Annotated in this window: 20 protein-coding genes; 3 read left to right on the forward strand and 17 right to left on the reverse strand. The window is 46.4% G+C overall.

The features are described 5' to 3' along the window. Positions 1–31: 31 nt before the first annotated feature. The 5 genes from QP775_RS17705 to QP775_RS17725 all read right to left on the reverse strand — a co-directional run bounded on the left by QP775_RS17705 (position 32) and on the right by QP775_RS17725 (position 4,001). On the reverse strand, positions 32–292 hold the full coding sequence (locus QP775_RS17705) for an HPr family phosphocarrier protein (protein WP_239329286.1): 261 nt from the start codon (positions 290–292) through the stop codon (positions 32–34). Positions 293–360: 68 nt separating this feature from the next. Further along, positions 361–843, reverse strand: coding sequence for a PTS sugar transporter subunit IIA (locus QP775_RS17710; RefSeq protein ID WP_239329287.1), 483 nt, complete (start codon positions 841–843; stop codon positions 361–363). A 792-nt stretch (positions 844–1,635) separates the two neighbouring features. After that, positions 1,636–1,842 carry a hypothetical protein gene (locus QP775_RS17715; protein ID WP_285108047.1) on the reverse strand — a complete coding sequence of 69 codons (207 nt, stop codon included), beginning with the start codon at positions 1,840–1,842 and terminating at the stop codon, positions 1,636–1,638. A 274-nt stretch (positions 1,843–2,116) separates the two neighbouring features. Continuing rightward, a complete protein-coding gene (locus tag QP775_RS17720) occupies positions 2,117–2,902 on the reverse strand; it encodes a DeoR/GlpR family DNA-binding transcription regulator (RefSeq protein ID WP_285108049.1) in 786 nt (261 codons plus the stop codon). A 43-nt stretch (positions 2,903–2,945) separates the two neighbouring features. Next, the gene (locus QP775_RS17725) at positions 2,946–4,001 is read right to left on the reverse strand and encodes an SIS domain-containing protein (protein WP_285108051.1); all 1,056 of its coding nucleotides are present in this window, start codon (positions 3,999–4,001) and stop codon (positions 2,946–2,948) included. Positions 4,002–4,093: 92 nt separating this feature from the next. Here QP775_RS17725 and QP775_RS17730 point away from each other — a divergent pair, with 92 nt between their 5' ends. Then, positions 4,094–4,972, forward strand: coding sequence for a class II fructose-bisphosphate aldolase (locus tag QP775_RS17730; RefSeq protein WP_285108053.1), 879 nt, complete (start codon positions 4,094–4,096; stop codon positions 4,970–4,972). 186 nt (positions 4,973–5,158) lie between these two features. Next, entirely contained in the window at positions 5,159–6,094 is a 936-nt protein-coding gene (gene pfkB, locus QP775_RS17735) for a 1-phosphofructokinase (protein WP_285108056.1), read from the forward strand. Between the two features lie 48 nt (positions 6,095–6,142). Here pfkB and QP775_RS17740 read toward each other — a convergent pair whose 3' ends face one another. The 7 genes from QP775_RS17740 to QP775_RS17770 form a co-directional block, all read right to left on the reverse strand. Then, positions 6,143–6,391 (reverse strand): hypothetical protein, encoded by a 249-nt coding sequence (locus QP775_RS17740; protein WP_285108058.1) that lies wholly within the window; start codon positions 6,389–6,391, stop codon positions 6,143–6,145. A gap of 75 nt (positions 6,392–6,466) precedes the next feature. Continuing rightward, positions 6,467–7,495 carry a methyltransferase gene (locus QP775_RS17745; RefSeq protein ID WP_285108060.1) on the reverse strand — a complete coding sequence of 343 codons (1,029 nt, stop codon included), beginning with the start codon at positions 7,493–7,495 and terminating at the stop codon, positions 6,467–6,469. Further along, entirely contained in the window at positions 7,464–8,570 is a 1,107-nt protein-coding gene (locus QP775_RS17750) for an alpha/beta fold hydrolase (protein WP_285108062.1), read from the reverse strand. The genes QP775_RS17745 and QP775_RS17750 overlap by 32 nt, the downstream gene beginning before the upstream one ends. After that, positions 8,542–9,816 (reverse strand): aminotransferase class I/II-fold pyridoxal phosphate-dependent enzyme, encoded by a 1,275-nt coding sequence (locus QP775_RS17755; protein ID WP_285108064.1) that lies wholly within the window; start codon positions 9,814–9,816, stop codon positions 8,542–8,544. Before QP775_RS17755 ends, QP775_RS17750 begins: the two co-directional genes overlap by 29 nt. Continuing rightward, positions 9,804–10,808: a biotin synthase BioB gene (bioB, locus tag QP775_RS17760; protein WP_285108067.1), complete on the reverse strand. Its 1,005-nt coding sequence runs from the start codon at positions 10,806–10,808 to the stop codon at positions 9,804–9,806. The genes QP775_RS17755 and bioB overlap by 13 nt, the downstream gene beginning before the upstream one ends. A 93-nt stretch (positions 10,809–10,901) precedes the next feature. Beyond that, a complete protein-coding gene (gene bioD, locus QP775_RS17765) occupies positions 10,902–11,669 on the reverse strand; it encodes a dethiobiotin synthase (RefSeq protein ID WP_285108069.1) in 768 nt (255 codons plus the stop codon). A 219-nt stretch (positions 11,670–11,888) separates the two neighbouring features. Continuing rightward, the gene (locus tag QP775_RS17770; RefSeq protein WP_285108071.1) at positions 11,889–12,770 is read right to left on the reverse strand and encodes an ROK family protein; all 882 of its coding nucleotides are present in this window, start codon (positions 12,768–12,770) and stop codon (positions 11,889–11,891) included. A gap of 347 nt (positions 12,771–13,117) precedes the next feature. Here QP775_RS17770 and QP775_RS17775 point away from each other — a divergent pair, with 347 nt between their 5' ends. Continuing rightward, complete coding sequence (locus QP775_RS17775) at positions 13,118–14,470, forward strand: C39 family peptidase (RefSeq protein ID WP_239329304.1); 1,353 nt, start codon at positions 13,118–13,120, stop codon at positions 14,468–14,470. A 356-nt stretch (positions 14,471–14,826) separates the two neighbouring features. Here the strand turns inward: QP775_RS17775 and QP775_RS17780 are convergent, their stop codons facing one another. The 5 genes from QP775_RS17780 to QP775_RS17800 are packed head-to-tail and all read right to left on the reverse strand — an operon-like array spanning position 14,827 to position 21,307. After that, the gene (locus QP775_RS17780) at positions 14,827–17,199 is read right to left on the reverse strand and encodes an ABC transporter permease (protein WP_285108074.1); all 2,373 of its coding nucleotides are present in this window, start codon (positions 17,197–17,199) and stop codon (positions 14,827–14,829) included. A 25-nt stretch (positions 17,200–17,224) separates the two neighbouring features. After that, positions 17,225–17,929 (reverse strand): ABC transporter ATP-binding protein, encoded by a 705-nt coding sequence (locus tag QP775_RS17785; RefSeq protein WP_285108076.1) that lies wholly within the window; start codon positions 17,927–17,929, stop codon positions 17,225–17,227. A gap of 4 nt (positions 17,930–17,933) precedes the next feature. After that, positions 17,934–19,199 (reverse strand): MFS transporter, encoded by a 1,266-nt coding sequence (locus QP775_RS17790; protein ID WP_285108077.1) that lies wholly within the window; start codon positions 19,197–19,199, stop codon positions 17,934–17,936. Positions 19,200–19,222: 23 nt separating this feature from the next. Beyond that, positions 19,223–20,485: an MFS transporter gene (locus tag QP775_RS17795; protein ID WP_285108079.1), complete on the reverse strand. Its 1,263-nt coding sequence runs from the start codon at positions 20,483–20,485 to the stop codon at positions 19,223–19,225. 6 nt (positions 20,486–20,491) lie between these two features. After that, positions 20,492–21,307, reverse strand: a complete 816-nt coding sequence (locus QP775_RS17800; RefSeq protein ID WP_285108082.1) for a class I SAM-dependent methyltransferase — start codon at positions 21,305–21,307, stop codon at positions 20,492–20,494. Positions 21,308–21,314: the final 7 nt, after the last annotated feature.

Consider the following 21,314-nt stretch of genomic DNA (forward strand, 5'->3'; position numbering starts at 1 on the left):
TCTTTCCCCGTCTGATTGAATCGAAAATCAATTAATCAAGTACAGACTCTATGATGCTGCCAACAGCTTCAAGCGCTTCTGCAGCTTGCTCACCGTCTGTAATAACGGTAACGGAATCGCCCGCTTTCATACCTAGTGTCAACACGCCAGTAATACTTTTAGCGCTCACTTTACGTCCGTTAAATTCCAAGGAAATTTGCGCATTAGCGAATTCGCTTGCTTTCTTCATGATAGCGCCAGCCGGACGCGCGTGAATACCTTGTGGGTTCTTAATTGTAAATTGTTTTTCCATTTTCGTTTGCTCCTGTTCTTTAGTAAAATGTGAATCCAAATGCTTCTGCATCATTAACGCAGGTTAATTTATTTTAAGATGATCTCCATCAATTCAGATGAGTTGGCTGTTGCTTGACCTTGGTTTACTTTCAGTTCAGCTACAATATCGCCGTTAGCAACAATGATCGGTGTGATGACAGGCAATCCTGCTTCTTTAATTTGGGCGATATCAAAATCAATCAGTTTGTCGCCTTTTTTAACTTTGTCACCTGATTTCACATAGGTTGTGAACGGTTTGCCTTGCAGTGAAACTGTGTTTACCCCGATATGAACGAGTAATTCCAGGCCGGACTCATGTCCGAGCACCAGGGAGTGATGCGTGTCGATCAAATGAATAACGTGTCCGTCGAAAGGTGCAACCAGGCTGCCTTGTTCAGGCTCGATCGCAATGCCGTCACCGATAATTTTTTGAGCAAAAGCCGGGTCTGGAACTTGCTCCAATGGTACTACTTTACCTGTAATAGGTGCTGTAATTGAAATCGATTTTTTCTTTTTCCCAAATCCAAACATGAGAATTCCTCCTCGATCAGTCCATATTATTGTCCGCGATGCTGTATCTGATGTTGTCCTCAAGCTCTCTTCTGCGGCTACACAACAAAATCAAAAAAGGCATGCGCTGAAGCATGCGGTTCACTCCGTGAACAGCCGCTTAGCTCATGCCTAGTCGTACTAGTAACACGCTATCTTGCAGTGTAAAATTCATCACTCATTCTAACATGCTGAATCGGCGGATGCAAGCGAGCAAGGCGGCTACAGATGTATTGCCAGTATGTGCTAAGTTACACAACAGCAGTGCGGACTTTCCGTACTCTTAAGATGCTCCTGTTGCGTGCAATTCATACGATTCATTACCCTGTATTACGCACTTGAAGCGAAATGGGATTCAGATGCTAACGATATTTATTGGCTTTTATCCTCTCACTGTTGCAATTTAGACACATACAGGTAGGTTCCTAACTTATCAAATAGATCAACTTAAGGCCGATTATTAGGCTTATTCACTGAAATTGTCGCAGTAATTCATAGTATAAGGCCACATTTCCGTCTTATGTGCTTCATTTGCTTCAATATATGCGCTATATGCGCTGTAAATCGATAGGCAGCTATAATTAAGACTGGTATTCCAGCTTAAGTACCACATTATCTCCTCATTAGTAGGAAATAAGCATGATTACCCGCCTTACTCTCGTAGCAGCATAAGCCACAGTTCAATGAATCCTAATTCTAATCCGACTCGTCATATGATTCGCAACTTAACTCATCATACGCTTCAGCATACGATCCGTAACTCAACTCGTCATACTATTCGTCATATGATTCATAATTCAACTCGTCATACACTTCATCATATGATTCGTAACTCAACTCGTCATACACTTCATCATATGATTCGTAACCCCACTCGTTATACTGTTCGTCATACGGTCCGTAACTCAACTCGTTATACCGTTCATCATATGATTCGCAACTCAACTCGTCACACACTTCATCATACGATCCGTAACTCAACTCAACATATATTTCGTAATTCAGTTCATGCGAATGCAAATAACCGGAGAGTTCTCTCCCCGGTTAACATAGTTTTGCTTCGTTGTTTCTCTTGGGTAATCCGTTACAAGTCCATCTATCTACATATAGTACGGGATTATAGTACTCTAAATACCCAAAATAATCTTCCTTCATTTTAAAGGGTATACTTTTGTTCGATGATTTATTTAGTTATTAATGATGTTAATCATTCTATTACTTATTCAATTATTTACACCATCGCACATCATGATCATCACAGTATCGCGTAAGCTACCTCTACACCATCCTTCATCAGCTTCGTGTTCATTTCTTCCGACAAAGCACGATCTGTAACAACTCCTGTTAACTCCCCCACGCCTGCAACTGAAAATAAGGAGGCGCGCCCAACTTTCGTATGGTCAAATACCGCATAAGTAGCTTCAGCCTGACGCATCAGCATACGTGCGGTTTGTGCTTCAAGCTCAGAATAAGTTGTAATCCCTTTTGTAATCGAGAATCCATCTATCCCCATAAACAACTTCTCAATATTTAAATGCTCGATCGTCCGCTCCGCAAGCGGCCCACACAGCTCAAACGAATTGTTGCGCATCACACCACCAATCACAACAACTTGCAGGCCCTCACTGTCCGAAAGTTCCATCGCAATATTAACCGCATTAGTTACAACCGTAATCCCCTGCCGCTGTTTCAACAGCTTGGCAATCAAATAAGTGGTTGTGCCACCAGTTAAGCAGATACTGTCGCCTTCTTCAATATAGTCAACAGCACGTTTTGCAATAGCTTCTTTCTCCAGCCAGAGCATGTTCTTTTTTTCCTGAAATGTCACTTCCCGAACAGAGCTGCCGCCTTCATATAATGCGCCGCCAATTGTACGGATAAGCTCACCGTTACGCTCTAACAGGTCCAAGTCTCGTCTTGCCGTCGCCTCGGAGCAATCAAATTGCTCTATGATCTCTGCAATTGAAATACGACCATGCTGCTTCAACTCTTGCATGATCTGATGACGGCGGAGCTCGCCCTTAGACATCGAGTCATTCATTCTTCCTGTTCTCTCCTATTCTGGTCTTGCGTCGATTCTTTATTTAAATAGATACAAATTGAGTCAAGTTGCGAGGATCATCCGGGTTCAATCCGCGTGCAACTGCTGTATAATATCCATTGTACTGCACAAATGGCAAATACAACACAGACCTTGCATCATCCATCAGTTCAGCATGACCGATATTCATCACACAGTCTGCAAATTGTGTTTCTTCGCCTTCACGCGCAGCAACAAGGACTATACTTGCTCCGTACTGCTTCATTTCTTTGGCAACTTTTAATTCATAATCACGAGCCTGCTCAGATAACAGCAAGATTACTTGTGTATCTGCATCCACAATCGACTTGGGACCATGACGAAACTCCAGCGTACCGTAGGCTTCGGTCCATGTATATGTCATTTCTTTCAGCTTCAGACAAGCCTCCAGTGCCAAACCATACATAGAACCCATCCCTAAATAGATAGTCTTCGTAAACGAATTGGATTCCACCCATTTGCGGGCAGCCTTGTCTGCCTTTGTAACGATGGATTCATTAGACTGCAGGATTGCTTCTAACTGTTGTATGGCTTGATGATGACCATAAGCCTGTGCAATCGCAGCCTGCATCATAAAGGTCATGCTGCTGAGCGATTTGGTCATCACTGTACTTTTCTCCTGTCCAAGCGGTGACACCAGGCACTCCGTCATTTTGGCCATTTTACTGTCCGTGTAACACGTAATGCCGCAAGTCGTCCAGTTCGTTAAGTCTTGTACCGATTCCAAAGCCAAAATGACTTCATGAGACTCACCGGATCTTGATACACCAACCAATAAGGTGTTTAGTGCAGATGTAACCGTCTGATTGCGGAACAAAAACAGGTCCGATGAAGGGTGCGCAGCTGCGGGGCGCCCCGTCCAAGCACGATAAGCAGCTGCCATTGTCATTGCCTGATACCACGATGATCCAGAGCCGATAAATATGACCTGCTCAAACTGCGTATTTCCAATATATTTTCTCAGCCAATCTTGTTGGTTTCTAAGCTGCTCCCAAGCTGCATGCAATGCTTCACTTTGAGCACAAATCTCGTTATACGTATGCATATTCACGTTTGACATGGATAAAGAGCCTCCTTTATAATCATGTTAATGAAATTATAAGTCATTATTTTGATTATTTCAATCATTATATTGTAGGAGGATATGCAATTATGGGTCATCTCATCAGTTCCACCGTTATGCTCCAAGCAGCCAGGGAACAACGTTTTGCTATCACCGCTTTTAACGTTCATACATTGGAGATGCTGCAGGCTGTCGTAGATGCAGCTGAGGAAATGAGCGCTCCGCTCATTTTGCAGACAACTGTCGGAACCGTCAAACACCTTGGACCTGAATACATCGTTGCAGCAGCCCAGACTGCCGCCAAGCTCGCCAACATTCCTATTTCCCTTCACCTTGATCACTGCACTGACTACTCCTTAATTGTTAAATGCATCCGCGCTGGATACACATCCGTCATGATCGATGCATCCATGCATCCCTATGAAGACAACGTGCGCCGCACGCTGGAGGTTGTCAAAGTCGCACAAGCTGCAGGCGTCAATGTTGAGGCTGAATTGGGCAAAGTAGGCGGTGTGGAAGACGACATTGTGGTGGAAGATGAGGATGCCCGTTTAGCGGTACCAGAAGAATGTCTACGCTTTGTCGAAGAGACCGGGGTACCTACCCTCGCTCCTGCAATAGGAACAGCACATGGCATTTATAAAGGTGAGCCCCATATCGCCTTTGGACGTTTGGAAGAGATTCAGCGTATCGTCAGTGTTCCACTTGTGCTGCACGGGGGATCTGGTATCCCCGAAGAACAAGTAAAGCGCTGCGTAAAATTAGGCATGTCGAAGATGAACGTCGCTACAGAACTCAGGATTGCGTTCTCCAATGCAATTAAAGCCGTATTTGATGCCAACCCAGACGAGAATGATCCGCGCAAATATATAGTTCCCGCCAAAGCAGCTGTGAAAGCACTCGCGAAAGAGAAGATCGCAATGGCAGGCTGCGGCGGTAAGGCAGAGTTCATGTTGACAGCTACGTAAGCTTAAAACTTTTACTTGATTCGACGATATAATAAATAGATGATGGAGATAGACTTTCCAGCTTTCGGCATATGTCGTTGGAAAGTCTTTCTTCACTTATTATGATAGCACTTCGATGATGGTGGCGATTCGGCTCGTTCCCATCTCTTACTGTGCTGGATAGCAGAAAGTTGGGGGAGTATACGGATGATTACGACCGTAACGATGAATGCGGCAATCGACAAGACTTATGTGACCTCTCAGTTTCAACCTAACCAGCTTTACCGTATTCAAAATATGCACGCTTGCGCTGGCGGCAAAGGAATTAATGTCGCACGTGTGATCCGAACGCTGAAAGAAGACGTGACAGCAAGCGGAATTGTAGCTGGATACAATGGGATGTTTATTCAAGAGCAGCTATTCCAAGAAGGAATTAACCATGACTTTATCTCTGTTGATGGAGAATCTCGGATTTGTCTCAATGTTATTGATCCGTTGTCCGGTACTCAGACGGAATTGCTGGAACAGGGACCCGTGCTAAATGAATCTACACAGGAAGCGATGAAGACCAAGATTAGCATGCTGGCACGACGTTCCAGCCATGTTATTCTGTCAGGAAGCTTGCCGCAAGGCTGCCATCCGACCTTCTATGCAAACTGTATTAAGCTTATTCAAGATGCGGGCGCCGTACCGGTACTGGACGCAAGCGGAGATGCGCTTCTTGCGGGAGTTGAGGCGAAGCCACTTCTGATTAAGCCTAACGAGCACGAGGTGCTAAGACTAACCGGTGGAACAACCGCAGATGAACATTCATTAATCGAGGCAATCGCTCGTTTAATGGAGCAAGGGGTCTTAAACGTAGTCGTTTCACTAGGTGGACAAGGAGCCATCGCAGGCCTTAATCATCGTATCTACCGCGTGACAATACCCAAGGTGGATGTCGTTAATACGGTTGGCTGTGGTGATTCGATGCTTGCAGGTATTGTAGTTGCCGATAAGCGCGGGCTGCCGCCGATTGATCAGCTTCGCATGGGGGCTGCTTGCGGTACTGCCAACGCACTCATGCCAGCAGCAGGTCTAGTACGTCTGGAAGACATCGGTTCGTTGATGAAGCAGGTAGAGGTTACACTGATTGAGGGATAAATCGCAAAGAGCCGTCATGCACCCTGGTGCAGACGGCATATTTTTTATTTACGTGGATAAATATTCGCTTATTGAGCGTGATGTTAATTGCACTTCAATAACAGCAATATCCAGCTCACGGTCCCAAATCACAAAAGGCAAGCCGTTGGGAATGCATATTCTGACCGCATACTGCCTTGCCCAATCCAATGTCTTGGATCGATACGTGTCTCCAGCGCAGCGGACTTCATATCGCTCTGTATCTACGCTGATTTCTTTACGTGTTGACTTTCCCACATCATCACCTCGGTATGCCATGCTTCCAGCCATCATTCATCTCATTACATTAACCAGAATGATCAAATCTTAAACCAATAAAGGCTAGCCCCAAGTTTAATTGCTCAAGGCATGAACACATCCGACTGCAACCCGGTAGGTCGCCTGAATCTCTTCCACCGCTCCACATCGATATCGTTTGAGATATTCATGTTTTAAAGCATGCAGCCACTTCTTGCTCACAGGCATGCTCTGTGACGCAAGTGAATTGCCTGCTCCGACCCGCCTTATATGCTGTAATAGTGTTTCAACGTTAGGATACCTATATGTAAGCTCATGTTCAGACCACCAGTACCGAGTCTGTAATAACTGCGATGCCGCCGATCCCCTCACTATAGATACACCTTCTGTAGAAGTAACTGGCATATTGACACATGCCTCATCTAGCCAACGTGTCCAACTGCTACCGTCAGGGTAATTTTGGCCACGTGCGGTATGTTCATATTGGCAATACTGGTCAGCAGCTGCACAACAATCGTGTAATTCTTGCAATGTTCCAGGCAAAAATGTCGTAAAAGCCAACAGACCTCCAGGATGCAAGCTTTTACTGGCTGCCAGCAGAGTGCGCTGAGGCGCATTAAACCATTGGAATGCAGCGCTCGAAAGGATCAAATCATACCGCAAGTAGGCATTCTCCATCAGCCATAACTCCGCATCAGCTGCTACAATGTCTTTTATACAATCTTGGCCCGCCAGACTCGTAATCTTAGCAACAGCCTGCTGAAGCATGTTAGGAGATAAGTCCAATAACGAAATAGTGGACCGTGGCAGCGCTCCAAGTATAGCTGCCGTCAGCGAGCCCGTACCGCAGCCGATATCCAGAATTGCTGCTGGTGCTTGTAATTGCTCGAATTTCCTCTGATGCAGCTCAATATATGCTCGCATGACAGGATTATCCAACAGTAGCCGAATCATATCACGCTGTATATCTATGTACTTATCATACTCATGGGCGTGGCGATCAAAGCGTCGCTTCACGAGTCGCTTATCAATGACAGTAACATGTGGGGCCACATCATTACGTAAGAGGTCCATGGCAGATGGAGCTTGATCCTTATTGGTCGGAAAAAGCTGGTGTAGTTTCATGCTGCGCGCCCTCCTTTCCCACGCTCAGATGTTGGAACCACGCATTCAGTTCCTGATTCCAACGGTCCCGCGCTGTCAAAAACGGTGCGTGGCCAGCTGAAGCGATGACACGAATGGCCAGCTTACCGCGCCCTCGGTATGCTGCAGCACGCTCCTGTGCACGCAGTGGACATAACGGGTCTTCTGCACCATGCAGCCACAGCACAGGTATGTCCGTGCTGCGCAGCCGCGACCAGGCTTCATGCAGATCTGCTTGCAGAAGATATGCTAACCCTGCATTCAAGCCTGCTGGCGAAAAGTCTGCTGCAGCCAGCGGCTGCCGGCTAAGCGCAGGCACTGGCTGCAAGTCGGCGCCCCCACGCTCGGACGCCGACCAGAACTTAGCCTGAAAATCGTGTAGCACGGGTTCGGGTGCTTGCAGCAACCGTGTACGCATCCTTTCTACAATCCGCTTCGGCCAGCCTGCTGCACCTGTATCGTCCACAAAGCTCAACGTGGTACCAACCAGAACCACGCTAATTAGTTCCGCATTTGTCATACTTTCATCTGCTGCGCTTCTTTTTGCTCTGTCCTTATCTCCAATCGCTGAATCTGCAAAATCAACACAACTGCTTATTACTTCAACGTCCTTAGTTGTCCTGTTTTGTTGCGCTTCAATTACTTTTCTAGCCTGGTTTTGAATCTGCTCTTTAATCTGCTCTTTAATCTGATATTGAGTCTGTTTTTGAGTCTGTTTCTGAATCTGTTTCTGAGTTTGTTTCTGCGTCTGGCCTAGAGCTCGATTTGACAGCCACCCTACGGAAGCATCAATTGCAAGCATGCCCCCCATGGACCAGCCAATCACATGAAAGCGCCGCCTGCTTCTGCCTGCTGCTGCAATCTCTGGTAGCAGACGTACTGCATCTATCATCTCCTCGACCGTTTGACAGTCACGGAACGAGATATAATGATGTTCAAAATGAGGAAACGACTCCGCAGCAGTCCGCCAAATATCCGCGGATACTCCCCAGCCATGAATCCACAGACAAAGATCCTGTTCATCCTCATCACTGAAACATGGTTTCATTGGATTCATCAGTCGCATCCTCCTTCAAGCTCCCAACCACCTGCACGATCTGATCGGCAGCCCAGATTAAGTCCGACTCCTGATGCGATGCCATCGGCGCAAAACGAATACGCGCCGATCCTTCAGGCACAGTCGGCGGCCGAATGGCAATGCCAGCGACGCCAGCCTCCGCCAACGCTTGCCCCGCAGCGACAGCACGCCTGTCGCTGCCAAGCAGCACAGGCACAATATGGCTGTCGCCCGCGCCGGTGTGAAGTCCGCCCGCGCGCAGCCGCGCCCGAAATAGCGCCGCATGGCGTACCAGCCGGTCGCGCGCCTCGTCGGCGGCCTGTACCTCGCGCAGCCGCCTACGTACGATTGCCGCCATAAGCGGCGGCAGCCCAGTGCTGTAAACCAGTGTGCGCGCACGGTTAACCAGATAGCGAATTAAGACCTCATCCGCTGCAACATAGGCGCCAAAGGCACCAAAGGCTTTGCCGAACGTGCCCATGACCACATCTACGCGCTGATGAACGCCAACCGCGTGACACAACCCTCGTCCGCCGAAGCCGTACACGCCGCCGCTGTGCGCCTCGTCAACCATAAGCATGGTACCGTACCGCTCTGCCAAGACGACTAGATCTTCAAGCGGTGCAACCGTTCCATCCATGCTGAATATCCCATCCGTCACAATCAGCCCTTTATGCCGTGTTGCACGATCACCGCTCCATTTTCGAAGACTATGTTCCAACCGATTCATGTCACGATGCGGATAACGAATATGCTCGGCTCGGCTCAGTACTGCCCCGTCGATAAGGCTTGCATGATTCAATCGATCACTGAATACAGTATCATGCCTGCCAACCAGCGCACTGATAACCCCTACATTCGCCATATATCCGCTTGAAAAGACGAGACACCGATCTCTTTGCTTAAAGTTGGCCATATCCTGTTCCAGCTCCGCATGTAGAGGGTCATGTCCGACAACGAGCCGTGAAGCACCTGAACCTATACGCACGCCCGCTTCGCCTGCCGCAAAGCAGTCCGTTTTCACATTCATCAAAGTCGCTTCGTCCAGCCATGGGCAAAGTCCGAGGTAATGATTAGACGCCAAATTGAAAAGCCGTTTTCCTTCACGCTCCATCCAGCCATTTTCCAACCAACGTGTCACTTGCAGGACACGCATTCGACTCCCATTATCCCAATCATCCAGTTCCTCTTGCATCCAAGCATATCGCTCCTGCCGTGCTGCATAAAAGCAATCTATAGTGCGCATCGTTCGATTTCAAACCCCAAATCTTCTATCATTCCGTAATCTGCCAAAGCCTCTTGTCCCTCAGTCGTCAAATAGTCTCCTACAAACACCGAATTAGCTGCGTATAAAGCCATTACCTGCATTGAGCGCAGATTTACTTCCCTGCCACCGGAAGCTCTGATTTCTTTGGAGGGGCACACAAATCGGAATAAGGCAAGTACCTTCAGGCAGCGCCTAGGACTCAAATTGGACAAGTTAGCAAGCGGGGTACCCGGGATCGGGTTCAAAAAATTTACGGGAATTGAATCAGCATCCAATTCGCGAAGGGCAAACGCAACTTGTACGAGCTGTTCATCTGTCTCGCCCATACCTATAATGACACCAGAACAAGGAGACATTCCTGCTTGCTTTGCAATTTCAACCGTATCGATCCGATCATTATAGGTATGAGTAGAAGTAATATGCGAATAATGATCTTCGCTTGTATTAAGGTTATGGTTATAGCGGTCAACTCCTGCCGCCTTTAATCGCTCAGCCTGCTCATCTGTCAAAATGCCTAGGCAGGCGCAAATCTTCATCGGCATCGTCGATTTAATCTCCTCCACAGCAGCTACTACTTGATCCACCTCACGCGGGGTTGGACCACGACCGCTGGCAACAATACAATACGTACCTACTTGCATGTCCATTGCCTTACGTGCGCCATCTACCAGCACTTCTTTTTCCAATAAAGGATACTTCGTTACAGGAGCCTCGGATATACGGGATTGCGAGCAATACCCACAGTCTTCTGGACACAAGCCGCTCTTCGCGTTAATAATCAAATTGAGCTTCACTTTGTTTCCATAATAATGATGACGCACTTGATACGCGGCAGCCATGATGGCAAGCAGTTCCCTGTCCTCAGCTCGAATTACCGAAAGCGCTTCTTCCTTCGTTAATATATCCCCTGCAATTGCTTTTTTGGCGAGTGCCTCCCAGTCGTGTACTGTTGTAACCGCTGTAGTTGTCATCTCCACCATCCTCCTTGTTTGTTGTTAGACTGCTGCCATTGTCCAGACAGCATTCCATAAGATAAATTCGTCAGATATCATGTTTATGTCTATTTATGTACGCAAGCATTGTCTTAGCCAGTCCGTCCAAACGGTCTGTTCTTCCATAGCTTGAACCCATTCTTCTCGCCAAAGGCGCCATTCTACTTCAGAATAGGTCACTGGGTGCGGCAGCCACGGCATAATTCCCAAAACAGGAACACCAGTCAGTTCTTCGATAATCGCTGCATTTTCCTTCACATCAGGTAGACTTTCATCTCGGATCTGAGGTGTCACTCCTCCTATCACAATCTTAATTTTTTGTACCCCGCAATAACGCGCATAATGAATGGCAGTTACGGTATGACTAATCGTACCCAGCAGCGGCGCTGCCACAATCAGCATCGGCAGCCCCAGATCGGCAGCCAAGTGCGCCATCGTCTTGCTGGGTGTAAAAGGTACTGCAACACCACCAGCGCCTTCAATAAGCAGTGGCCCCTCTCGCCCCATGCGCACTCTGCCTTCTTCTATCAAAGAGGTATAGGAAATAGCTGACTGTTCACGCCTCGCTGCAGCCATAGGTGCTAAGGGAGCCCTGAACGTCGACGATACAATCTCCTTTTCCGGCACATTCGTTAACCACCCACCATGTTTCAATCGATAACTATCTGCAATCACATCTCCCAACTGAACCCCACTTTGCACGGGCTTCCACACTTGAGGAGGACGTTTCATATGAGCCTTAAACCACGCTGATATGCCAGAAACAGCTATTGTTTTGCCTATTTCCGTTCCTGTCGATGAAACAAAAAGGCCATCCTGCCGCCCTTTTATGACGGACATTTACTTCACCACCTCTATATGTAAACTTATTTTATTTATATTCTAGTTAACGTTTCAAGAATATATTCTATCGTAATCACTCATTAGTTACAATCATCAGATCTGTTTGCACATCAAGTATGCGAGAATGATAAGCTGGTACAACAAATAAAGCCGCAATCAACGACATGTCCCAAGACATGCCGTTGATTGCGGCTTAGCTGTATTCCCTATAGTACCTTACTTATCTTCCAATGCCTGCAAGGCAAGCGCAATTGAACCTGTAATACCTGCACGATCTTGCAATCCTGGTGTAACGATATATTGATCAGCCTGCTCCAATATAGCTGGATGATGCACATATCCATTAAGCAGCGTACGAAGCTGTTCCCGTATACGCGGCAGCAAATGCGTCTGCTTCGATACACCACCGCCCAGGATAATCTTCTGCGGCGACATAATGAGAATGTAATTCATCAGTGCCTGTGCCAGATAGTACGCTTGGAATTCCCATGCCTTGTGATCCTCGGCAAGCTCGTAGGCTTTCACTCCCCAACGCGCTTCAATAGCAGGTCCTGCTGCCAGGCCCTCCAAACAATCTGCGTGGTATGGACACTTACCGGCATACGTATCTTCTGGATGACGAGGAACTAGAATATGGCCCATCTCTGGATGTGTCAGACCGTGGACAAGCTTTCCTTCCACGACTGCCCCTGCACCGATGCCTGTTCCTACTGTAATATATAAGCAGCTGTTCAAGCCTTTAGCCGCACCCCAGGTCGCTTCACCAAGAGCCGCTGCATTTACATCTGTATCAAAGCCGATCGGCACATCAAAGTAACGTTTCAAATGTCCAACTACATCGTAATGGCTCCAATGGGGCTTCGGTGTTAAAGCGATATGCCCGTAAGTAGCACTTTGGCGGTTCAAGTCAACAGGACCAAACGAACCAAAACCGATTGCACTGACGCCCTTATCTGCAAAATATTCAACCGTTCTGCCCATCGTTTCCTCAGGTGTTGTCGTTGGAAAAGACTGCAAGTCTTCAATCTTACCGTCCGGTGTACCAATGCCTACTACAAACTTCGTACCGCCGCCTTCAATTGCTCCTAATACTGTCATGTAGGTTTCTCCTCGCTCTCCGTGCCTGCTCTCTAGTGTTTGCAATTGCTCTTGTTCTCTCTCCAACTTGCATTACCTTGCGCTCTCTTCACAAGATAACGCTTCCACCTTTAATTATAACATTTAGGGTACTTGAATCCAACAGCAGATGTTATCGCTCACCAATGTAATGTCCACATTCCAATTAAGTGGGATAGACAGTGATACATGATTAATATCTCCATTTCAAAATATATAACATCTGAGCATTGCAAATTTACTAGACTCAAGGTACGCTTGTCCTAAAGAAATGTGGCATTTTAGCCGATACATAGTTAACAGTATGACTTATTTAGGGGGAGCTTGAAGTGCCACGCTTTGTTCGACAGCTTAACCGCTGGCTGCTGTTTTTTATATTACTAGCACTGTGTGCGTTTCCGATACAATATTTGTTTGCTTCCAAGTTGGGCAAAGGCAATTCGTTTTTCTCCTTTGAAATGCCTGGCGATGACGTCGTGCTGATGCTGTACAGCAACACAGCTCGTGCTGGCAGATATCTGATTCCGATTGATGAGAGTACCTCACGCGCAGCGCCATTCACACTGCAAGGGGAGACGCTAGTTCCGGCACGCTTTCTAGCGAGGAACTTCGATGCGGAAGTCAGCTATGACACCAACAATGGCAACATTACACTTGCATCGGACGAACGTAAGATAGTTTATCAATCGAAGCAAGCCCATGCTGTCCACTCTGGCAAGAAGCTAAATTATAAGCTGGGAACAGCTCCACAGATGAGAGACGGAATCGCATATGTTCCGCTGCGTGCAGCAAGTGAGACATTTGGGCGCTACATCCATGTGAAGAACGGATTAGTTCTCCTATCTCGCGATGAAGATCCCCCTGCGGACAAACAATGGGCGGATTGGAAAAAAGAGTTGACCGCCTATTTAGCTTACGAATCTTTTGGTTCCTACTCAGTGGAAGTCCAAGGCCATTTTCAGGCATTGTTCCGTACATGGAGTGAAGCAGTTGCCTATGCACGTCAAGCGCCCGGCAGATCGGTCAAGTACCGAGGGAAGCATGCGATGTTTGATCCAGCCAAGCCGCTGCCTAAGTCGTTCCGCTACAATGGAGCGCCGTTAATTCTCCAACTTCCAGAGCTGCCTCGCGGTTGCGAGGTTACCGTTCTTGCCATGCTGCTTCAGAACGAAGGGGTTCAAGTAGGCAAGATGGAGTTGGCTAAGAAGATTAAGAAGGACCCTTCTACCTTCCGAATGGATGGCAACAATACCTACTTCGGCAACCCGCATGACGGGTTTGTAGGAGATATGTACTCCATCAGCAATCCTGGACTTGGTGTGTACCATGAACCGATTGCCAAGTTGGCGGAATCTTATTTGCCAGGCCGGGTTGCGGATATAACGGGTACTTCCTTTGAACATCTGCTGTTTACGGTCGCACAGGGCTCACCGATTTGGGTGATCCATACCACTTTGTACGATCAAGTTCCTGCTTCCGCATGGCGTACTTGGCAGACACCAACGGGCCCGATCAAGGTCACTTATTACGAGCATTCCTTGCTTGTGACAGGGTACGACGAGCATTACGTCTATGTCCATGATCCGCTTGGCCGCAAAAATAAAGTGGAACGTGAAGCTTTCCGCCGTGGATGGGAACAAATGGGTAGCCAGGCGATTACCATTTTGCCTAAAAGTGAATAAGGACCTTCTTTCGTAGCGTCGTGCTAACCATGTTACATATGGTCACATAAACGAAAAAAGATAGGAAATCCTTTTGTACTAAGAAGTATTTACACAGCAAGGGCTCGGACTCATACAAAATGCTTAATTTACAAAATCTATTAACATCCTATATTTGTATCACTCGCGTTTAAAGAGGATTAACACGTCGTCCTCCGGTTCACAAACGCTCTTGAGTATAGAGCTTCCCTTCGCTGGGCAGCTCTATTTTTTACTAGCTCAGCAACGAGAAACAACGAATCCCCACCGCAAGCAGCCAAGACGGTGGAGATTCGTTGTTTCCAGACCTGCCAGAACCACAAATGGTCAGGCACCATCTATGTTCTGGCAATAGAACCGCTTGAAGCTGTACGGGCATGTATTCGTCTCGCAACTGACAACACTACATAATAAATGAGCAAAATAGCAGCCAATACCACAACAAAGGTGAAGCCATTATAAACAAGAGGGATATAGTCATGTGTGCTTTGGGATACGCTGTCCAAAATGGCTCGCACCACCACAATAGCCAGTGGAGTAAGCACTATATAAGCAACGATCAGAACCCATACATATATATTTAATAGCATCTTTCCAATTTCACGTTGTTTGTATCCTAGCATATGGAGCAGCGCCATATTTCTTTTGTTCTCTTCCACAGTAATCAACGTAATCAGCCAAATCATAATGACGGCAATAACACCGCCAAGTATTTGATTAATGACAGCACTCAGCTGCGAGGATGAGGCCTGCGCCTTCATCTGCTCGCGTAAATTCTCCACAGTCACAATATGAAAGCCTTCTGATTGACGCTGCTCGGACTCTACTGTATTGGTGAACACACCGTTATAAATATCCCGTGAGATGCCAAGTTCATCAGCAAGCTTGGATTTGTTCATATAAATAATAGCTGGATTCCCATTGCCGCTTAGGCCTGCAATCTGAATGTTGATTTTTTTATTGCCGAGGTGAAGCTGCAGGGTATCCCCTACACGTATCCCAAGCAGCTCCGCTTTAGCGGTTGGCATAATGATTCCTTCGCTCAACTTGGCATTTAACTCTTTCCCTGCCACATCTGTCAGGGCCAACCATGTTTCATTTCCGTCAAATGCAAGTATATTCATTTTGGTATCTTTCAGCACACCGCTGCTATCAGTCCAAAACAGCCGTTTATCTCTCAGTAAATAATAAGGATTGCGCTGCTCATGAGAGGAAGACAACCCTGGCTTATCATATTGAACATCATATCGGTAATGGATTCCTTGCATTCGATGTTCTACCGCATTCGTACTGGATTGATTCAGAGACAAACCCATAATAAATAAAATAGAGGATAGGCAAACGGTTATACCAATGAGCAAGATCATTTTTAGGCTTCTTGCCGACATTTGTAGTTTGACACGTTGGATAAACGGCAGTCTCACTGTAGCACGGCTAACCCACTTCGTCAGAACATTGACATGTTCATTCTTTTGGCGGGCAAAAAGCAGTGCAGCCACATCTTGCTGCATAAATCGATGCAGCATCCAGAAAGCCGCTCCATTAAAGACAATCACAATCGAGCCACTGCCTATTAACAAAGAGTCAACGCCGATCAATTTGGGATATGAAGGCAGCACGTATTGAGATTGGAACTGTTGAATGAGCAGATCAGCAGCAAAATAAGCCAGGCTCAGGCCCACTAACACACCTAAGAAACTGAACAACAGATTATTCAACATGTACATCCCCATCAGCTTGGCGCGTGAATATCCCATCGCGATGAGGCAGCCCCAAGACTGCTGCTGCAGCCGCAAGCGGCGATTAAGGAACATGAGGAATACTCCGGTACAAAGCAGCGTCAGTGTTAGTAGGAAGATGTTGGACATACCCGAGTTAGATATAACAGCCTGGATAAGCTCTACGGCTTCTGCGTGTTCTGCAATCGGCAGAAAAGAGGCAAAGCGCGCATCATTTGCCATTTGGTGCACCCTATCTTCATGCTGTTCGCCGTCTCGGAAGCGTCCAGCATAATAAGAGCCTTCATCACCCGTCATACTTTCGTATTGGCTAGGGCTCACAAAGATAGGCAAAAAATAATCTTGATCCACTGCATACTGACGTATATGATCTGGCGAACTTACCTTACCTACAATGTGATAGGTATGCCCTCCAATGGACAAGGATTCGCCTGTCGCCAACTTTCTCTGTCCCAATGTCGTTGCTATAATAGCAATTTCACCATTTCGCGCTGGCAATCTGCCTTCTATGACCTGAACCTGGTTAATAGCTCGACTGTCCGCATCCGTTAGCCACCGATAACGAAAGCCATTCTCTTCAGCCTGTTTGAAACGAATCTTCTCAAATTCAAATGAATATTGCTTGCTTAATTCGGATACTAGCACCGCTGCCTCATTGTCTAATCTCAGGTTGTGAATTTGGAGTAGATTATCAAAACCGTACTGTTCAAGCTCTTGCTCGGGAATCGCTGCCTGATTAAGGATTTGCCGCTGCTGATCATCATTCAAGCCAACGGATAAATTCGGGTGAAAAGAAAAGTGCTCCTGATGTTGTGTCTCTGCAAATCGTTTGTATTCCGCACTTATTCCATCAGAAGCATATCTAATGAAAAAAAAGATAAAGGATGTAACTGCAATAAGGAGCAGCACCAGTCCGATTTGCACACGATTCTTTCTCATGTCACGCCATATAAATGTCAGTACATGCTTCATTACAACACATCCTTTATCACCAACGTTATCCCCAGCTAATCTCTTCGGCTTGAAGCGGGTGATCATTAAATACTTGATCAACCAATTTTCCACTATTCATCTTTATAATGTGACGGGCCATTTTGGAAATTCCAGCATGATGGGTGACAAATACAATGGTAAGGCCATATTTCTGTTGGAGGCTTTGCAAACAAGCTAATACTTGCTTTGCGTTCTTTTCATCCAGCGCGCCTGTTGCCTCGTCGCAAAACAACAAGGCTGGCTTTTTGATCAACGCTCTGGCGATCGCCACTCGCTGCTGCTGCCCTCCGGACAACTCATATGGAAATCGTGCTCTTAAATGCTCAATATTCAGCTCCGTTGTAATTTCTTTAACATCCAGGCTGTCCTCATTAAGATACATTCCGATTTCAATATTTTCTTGAACCGTCAAATTGGGAATCAAATGATACTGCTGAAAAATATAACCAGTATACTTACGGCGGAATTCGAGCAATTGTTTGTCATTGTAGCCTGTTAAAAGATCTGTCCCAAAATAAATCTCGCCTTGATCTGGCCGCTCCAAACCAGATATCACATGAAGCAATGTAGACTTTCCCGAGCCGCTTGGACCAAGCAGCACGACAAAATCATTTTTTTTGATTTGAAGTGTAACCTGATTTAATGCATATATTTGACTCTCTTTCTCGCCATAAACTTTGCTGACATCGTTGATCGTGATCAAATTCATGCAGTCACCTCCCATCAAAACCCTCCATCACTACTTGCTCTGTCTTTTTCCTGCTGTCAGTCATATGCAGGACAGCAAGCAATACGCTCGTTAACACCAACAAACCACTGACGATATAGTAGATTGCAAATACCCCGTACAAATCAATCAGCACGCCCCCCATCAAAGGACCAACAATCGTAGCAAAAGTGCTAAGGCTCCCAATAACACCAAAGACACGGCTTGTATAAGACTCAGGCGTCAGCTTCTGCGCCATGACTTGAAATGGAACAAACACAAGTGCTGCGAAGCACCCGCCCACCAAACCAAATGCCGGATACCATAACCACTGCCCAATCAATTGCAGCTTGGTGAACAACGTGATACAAAAAAAGGCTCCTCCCGTACCTAAACAGCCTAATGACATGTATAGAATGGCACCCTTAATCTTGGCCTTTGACAGCATGGCTGCCACCGCTAAAGTCCCCAATCCGATAGCCCCCATCACAACACCAAACAGTGACATCGATACTCCTGATAATTGACGCATCAATACAACCAGTTGGGTATCGGTTAAGGTCAGAACGAGCATTGCAATACTAAAGGCGATAGCCCCATACATCAAGGCAGGTGTTTTCCGAATAAAGGACAACCCATTTTTAAAGAGCAGCAGGAAGGATTCGTCCTTCTTATCTTGACTCGTTTCTACCGGTACAGTCCGCTTTGACAGTCCCATCAGGAACATGGCTGAAATGAGGAAGGAAGCAGCGTCTAGATAAAACGCTAGTTGAATGCTTGTGGCTGCTACCAGCACACCCCCAACAGCAGGACCCACAATTTTGGAGCCATAATCAATAATGGTCGAAATACTGACGATTTGATCCATTTGTTCATTAGGGACGTATTCCTTTAACTTCCCGTTTTTGGCGGGTGTGAACAGCGATTCAAACACACCTTTTAAAAACAACAGGACATAAATCAGCCAGGCTTCATTCGTAACAGCAACAGCTAACATAAGCACACAACGAGCCAGATCAGATAAAATCATTATTTTTTTACGATCAAACTTGTCGGCCAATACCCCCGTTAATGGACCAAAGATCACAAATGGGAGCCCTAGAGCCAGCGTAATATAAGCCATTTCCATCGGGGAGGCTTCTTTCTGAATCCCGAATAACGCTAGAATAGCCAACAGGAAAATACCGTCCCCTATAGCTGAAAATAATTGAGCAGACAATAAATATACAACATTCTTATTCGCCAATAAGCCTTGTGGTTTCGCTGTTTCCACGCTGTTCCCTTCTCTCTTTCACTTTAATTCTCGGAACTTAAAGAATGAGATGCGGATTGCCCCTTTGTGCGTTTAAAGTGGATCAACAAGTAAACCACACTACATATCAGACCAAAACCAAGCATACACAATCCTGAAATATAGTAGGTGTTCACTACTCCGATCCAGGCTACGCCGTACCCGCCAAAGAGCGGGCCCAAAATGTAGGTTATCGCCATGACCGCACCAAATATAATGGTCATCTTTCCTGCTGGTTCATTGCGCATCAGCTTATTCAGATAAAGCGAGAAACCAATCTGCCAGCACACGCCGCCAGCAAAAAACAATACGAGAAACCACAATACATTCACTTGAAGATGCATACACCAGGTTACAATCAAAAATACAGCAGACAATCCGAGGGAAGAAAAGGTAAGTGCCTTAAATGGGGTCTTGGTGTCGGGGGATTCCAACCCTGTACGAACGAGCAAAGTTCCTAAGCCCGCTGCAGCCATTACAAATGCGACCATACTGGCATCATTCCAAGCGAAAATATCTCGAAACAGAACAACGAGCTGCGAGTCGCCAACGGTCACAAAAAAGGACATTGAAGCTAGAATGATTAGTCCCAGGATGAGGTAGATTCTTGCATCCCAATCTGCTGGTGCTGCAGCTGGCTGTTCTACATCAAGCTGCTTGCCGTCATCTTCCTTCACTTGCAGCAAGTGCGAATGTCTCGCAGAGCCATAACGTATGAGCAGATATACAACAGGAGCAGCTGCAGCGGTATAAACGGCCGCTGCTAGCCACAACGCCGCTTGTGGGGGCCATATCATAACACAGACTCCGGCAGCTAGAGGCCCTGCAAATTTGATGATAGCCGCCAGCCGTTCAAATTGACTGTCAACAGCAGCATATTGAATAGGGTCCCCCATCTGCTTCCATATGCCCGTCTGACCATTTATAAATAGTCCAATTAATCCACCTTTGAGGATAATGAGTAAAATAGCAATCGTAAAAGACTGATTTAGCAATTGAAAAACCATAATAATACCACTGGTCATCGCTGCTATTATCATTACAAGTTCATAATACTTATGATGAAGTCCGTTCCCCAAAACAGATGCCAGAGCCATTGAACCTGAGAAACTCATGACCAATACACCTAGCTGGATGGGTGTTGACGTGTTGTGAAAGCCCCAATAATTCAACATCGAGACAAGATCAACCCAAACCGCTACATTATAGACAACTGCTGCGCATAGGACGATACGAATTATCGTGAATCGCTCGTTCTGCATTCCCATGAGGAATCACTCCTCCTCATGGGGCTTGATGCCGCAAACAGCCATCATTATCAGCAGGGCAAAAGGATGAGGTGTAGCCAAAAACGCAGCTACTCCACGCTCCACTGCCGCGACCTCTTCTTCAGTCACAAAACCATTGTCAACCATAGTTCTCATTTCGTCCGGATCTACCTGCGGCAAGAAGGAACGGATTCCAATCTCATCACTGTGGGCAGCCAGCAGCTTCAAATCCAACTGATCGTATCCGTTAGTCTGCAATATATGCCACAACTGGCGGCCAATAAATCGGTTTCCTCCTTGCGAGGATTGTTCTTTGGCATGCTGATTTAATATATATTGAAGTTCTGGGATCAGAGGATCGATAATCCCCCAAATCGCGTCGTCCACATCCAAAATAACCAACTTTCCCCCAGGCTTAAGCAGATCATAAATATGACGAGCGGCCAAATCAGGATTAGGCAAATGTTGAAACACAAGCCTTGCGATTACCGTATCAAATTGGCCATGCTCTAGACGAGAATCCAAAATATCCTCCTGCAGCACATGCACACGCTCGTTCCATACCGGTATTAAATGCTGTTGAGCATATTCGACATAATAAGGTTCAATCTCGATCGACGTAATTTTGCTGGCAGGATATTTGCGCAAGAGCCGCTCCGTTATATAACCAGGACCGCTTCCCACTTCCAAAATAGAGTCCCCGTCTTTAACACCAAACTGTTCCAACAGCTGTTCTTCCTTTGACCAGCTAATTTCCATTTGCCCCTTCATACGGTCTATTAAACGTTTCATTTTCCATTCATCCATCATCAGCTTGCTCATTTGCTTT

Origin of the sequence: Paenibacillus sp. UMB4589-SE434, from assembly GCF_030226685.1 — a bacterium.
In the GTDB taxonomy this organism is placed as follows: domain Bacteria; phylum Bacillota; class Bacilli; order Paenibacillales; family Paenibacillaceae; genus Paenibacillus_B.

Coding starts and splice junctions, on each gene's coding strand:
- QP775_RS17795 (WP_285108079.1), bottom strand. CDS start 20,485: ATGGGAATGCAGAACGAGCGATTCACGATAATTCGTATCGTCCTATGC.
- QP775_RS17755 (WP_285108064.1), bottom strand. CDS start 9,816: ATGCGCACTATAGATTGCTTTTATGCAGCACGGCAGGAGCGATATGCT.
- QP775_RS17800 (WP_285108082.1), bottom strand. CDS start 21,307: ATGAGCAAGCTGATGATGGATGAATGGAAAATGAAACGTTTAATAGAC.
- bioD (WP_285108069.1), bottom strand. CDS start 11,669: ATGTCCGTCATAAAAGGGCGGCAGGATGGCCTTTTTGTTTCATCGACA.
- pfkB (WP_285108056.1), top strand. CDS start 5,159: ATGATTACGACCGTAACGATGAATGCGGCAATCGACAAGACTTATGTG.
- QP775_RS17750 (WP_285108062.1), bottom strand. CDS start 8,570: ATGAATCCAATGAAACCATGTTTCAGTGATGAGGATGAACAGGATCTT.
- QP775_RS17730 (WP_285108053.1), top strand. CDS start 4,094: ATGGGTCATCTCATCAGTTCCACCGTTATGCTCCAAGCAGCCAGGGAA.
- QP775_RS17770 (WP_285108071.1), bottom strand. CDS start 12,770: ATGACAGTATTAGGAGCAATTGAAGGCGGCGGTACGAAGTTTGTAGTA.
- QP775_RS17725 (WP_285108051.1), bottom strand. CDS start 4,001: ATGTCAAACGTGAATATGCATACGTATAACGAGATTTGTGCTCAAAGT.
- bioB (WP_285108067.1), bottom strand. CDS start 10,808: ATGACAACTACAGCGGTTACAACAGTACACGACTGGGAGGCACTCGCC.
- QP775_RS17785 (WP_285108076.1), bottom strand. CDS start 17,929: ATGAATTTGATCACGATCAACGATGTCAGCAAAGTTTATGGCGAGAAA.
- QP775_RS17720 (WP_285108049.1), bottom strand. CDS start 2,902: ATGAATGACTCGATGTCTAAGGGCGAGCTCCGCCGTCATCAGATCATG.
- QP775_RS17710 (WP_239329287.1), bottom strand. CDS start 843: ATGTTTGGATTTGGGAAAAAGAAAAAATCGATTTCAATTACAGCACCT.
- QP775_RS17745 (WP_285108060.1), bottom strand. CDS start 7,495: ATGAAACTACACCAGCTTTTTCCGACCAATAAGGATCAAGCTCCATCT.
- QP775_RS17740 (WP_285108058.1), bottom strand. CDS start 6,391: ATGGCATACCGAGGTGATGATGTGGGAAAGTCAACACGTAAAGAAATC.
- QP775_RS17705 (WP_239329286.1), bottom strand. CDS start 292: ATGGAAAAACAATTTACAATTAAGAACCCACAAGGTATTCACGCGCGT.
- QP775_RS17780 (WP_285108074.1), bottom strand. CDS start 17,199: ATGAAGCATGTACTGACATTTATATGGCGTGACATGAGAAAGAATCGT.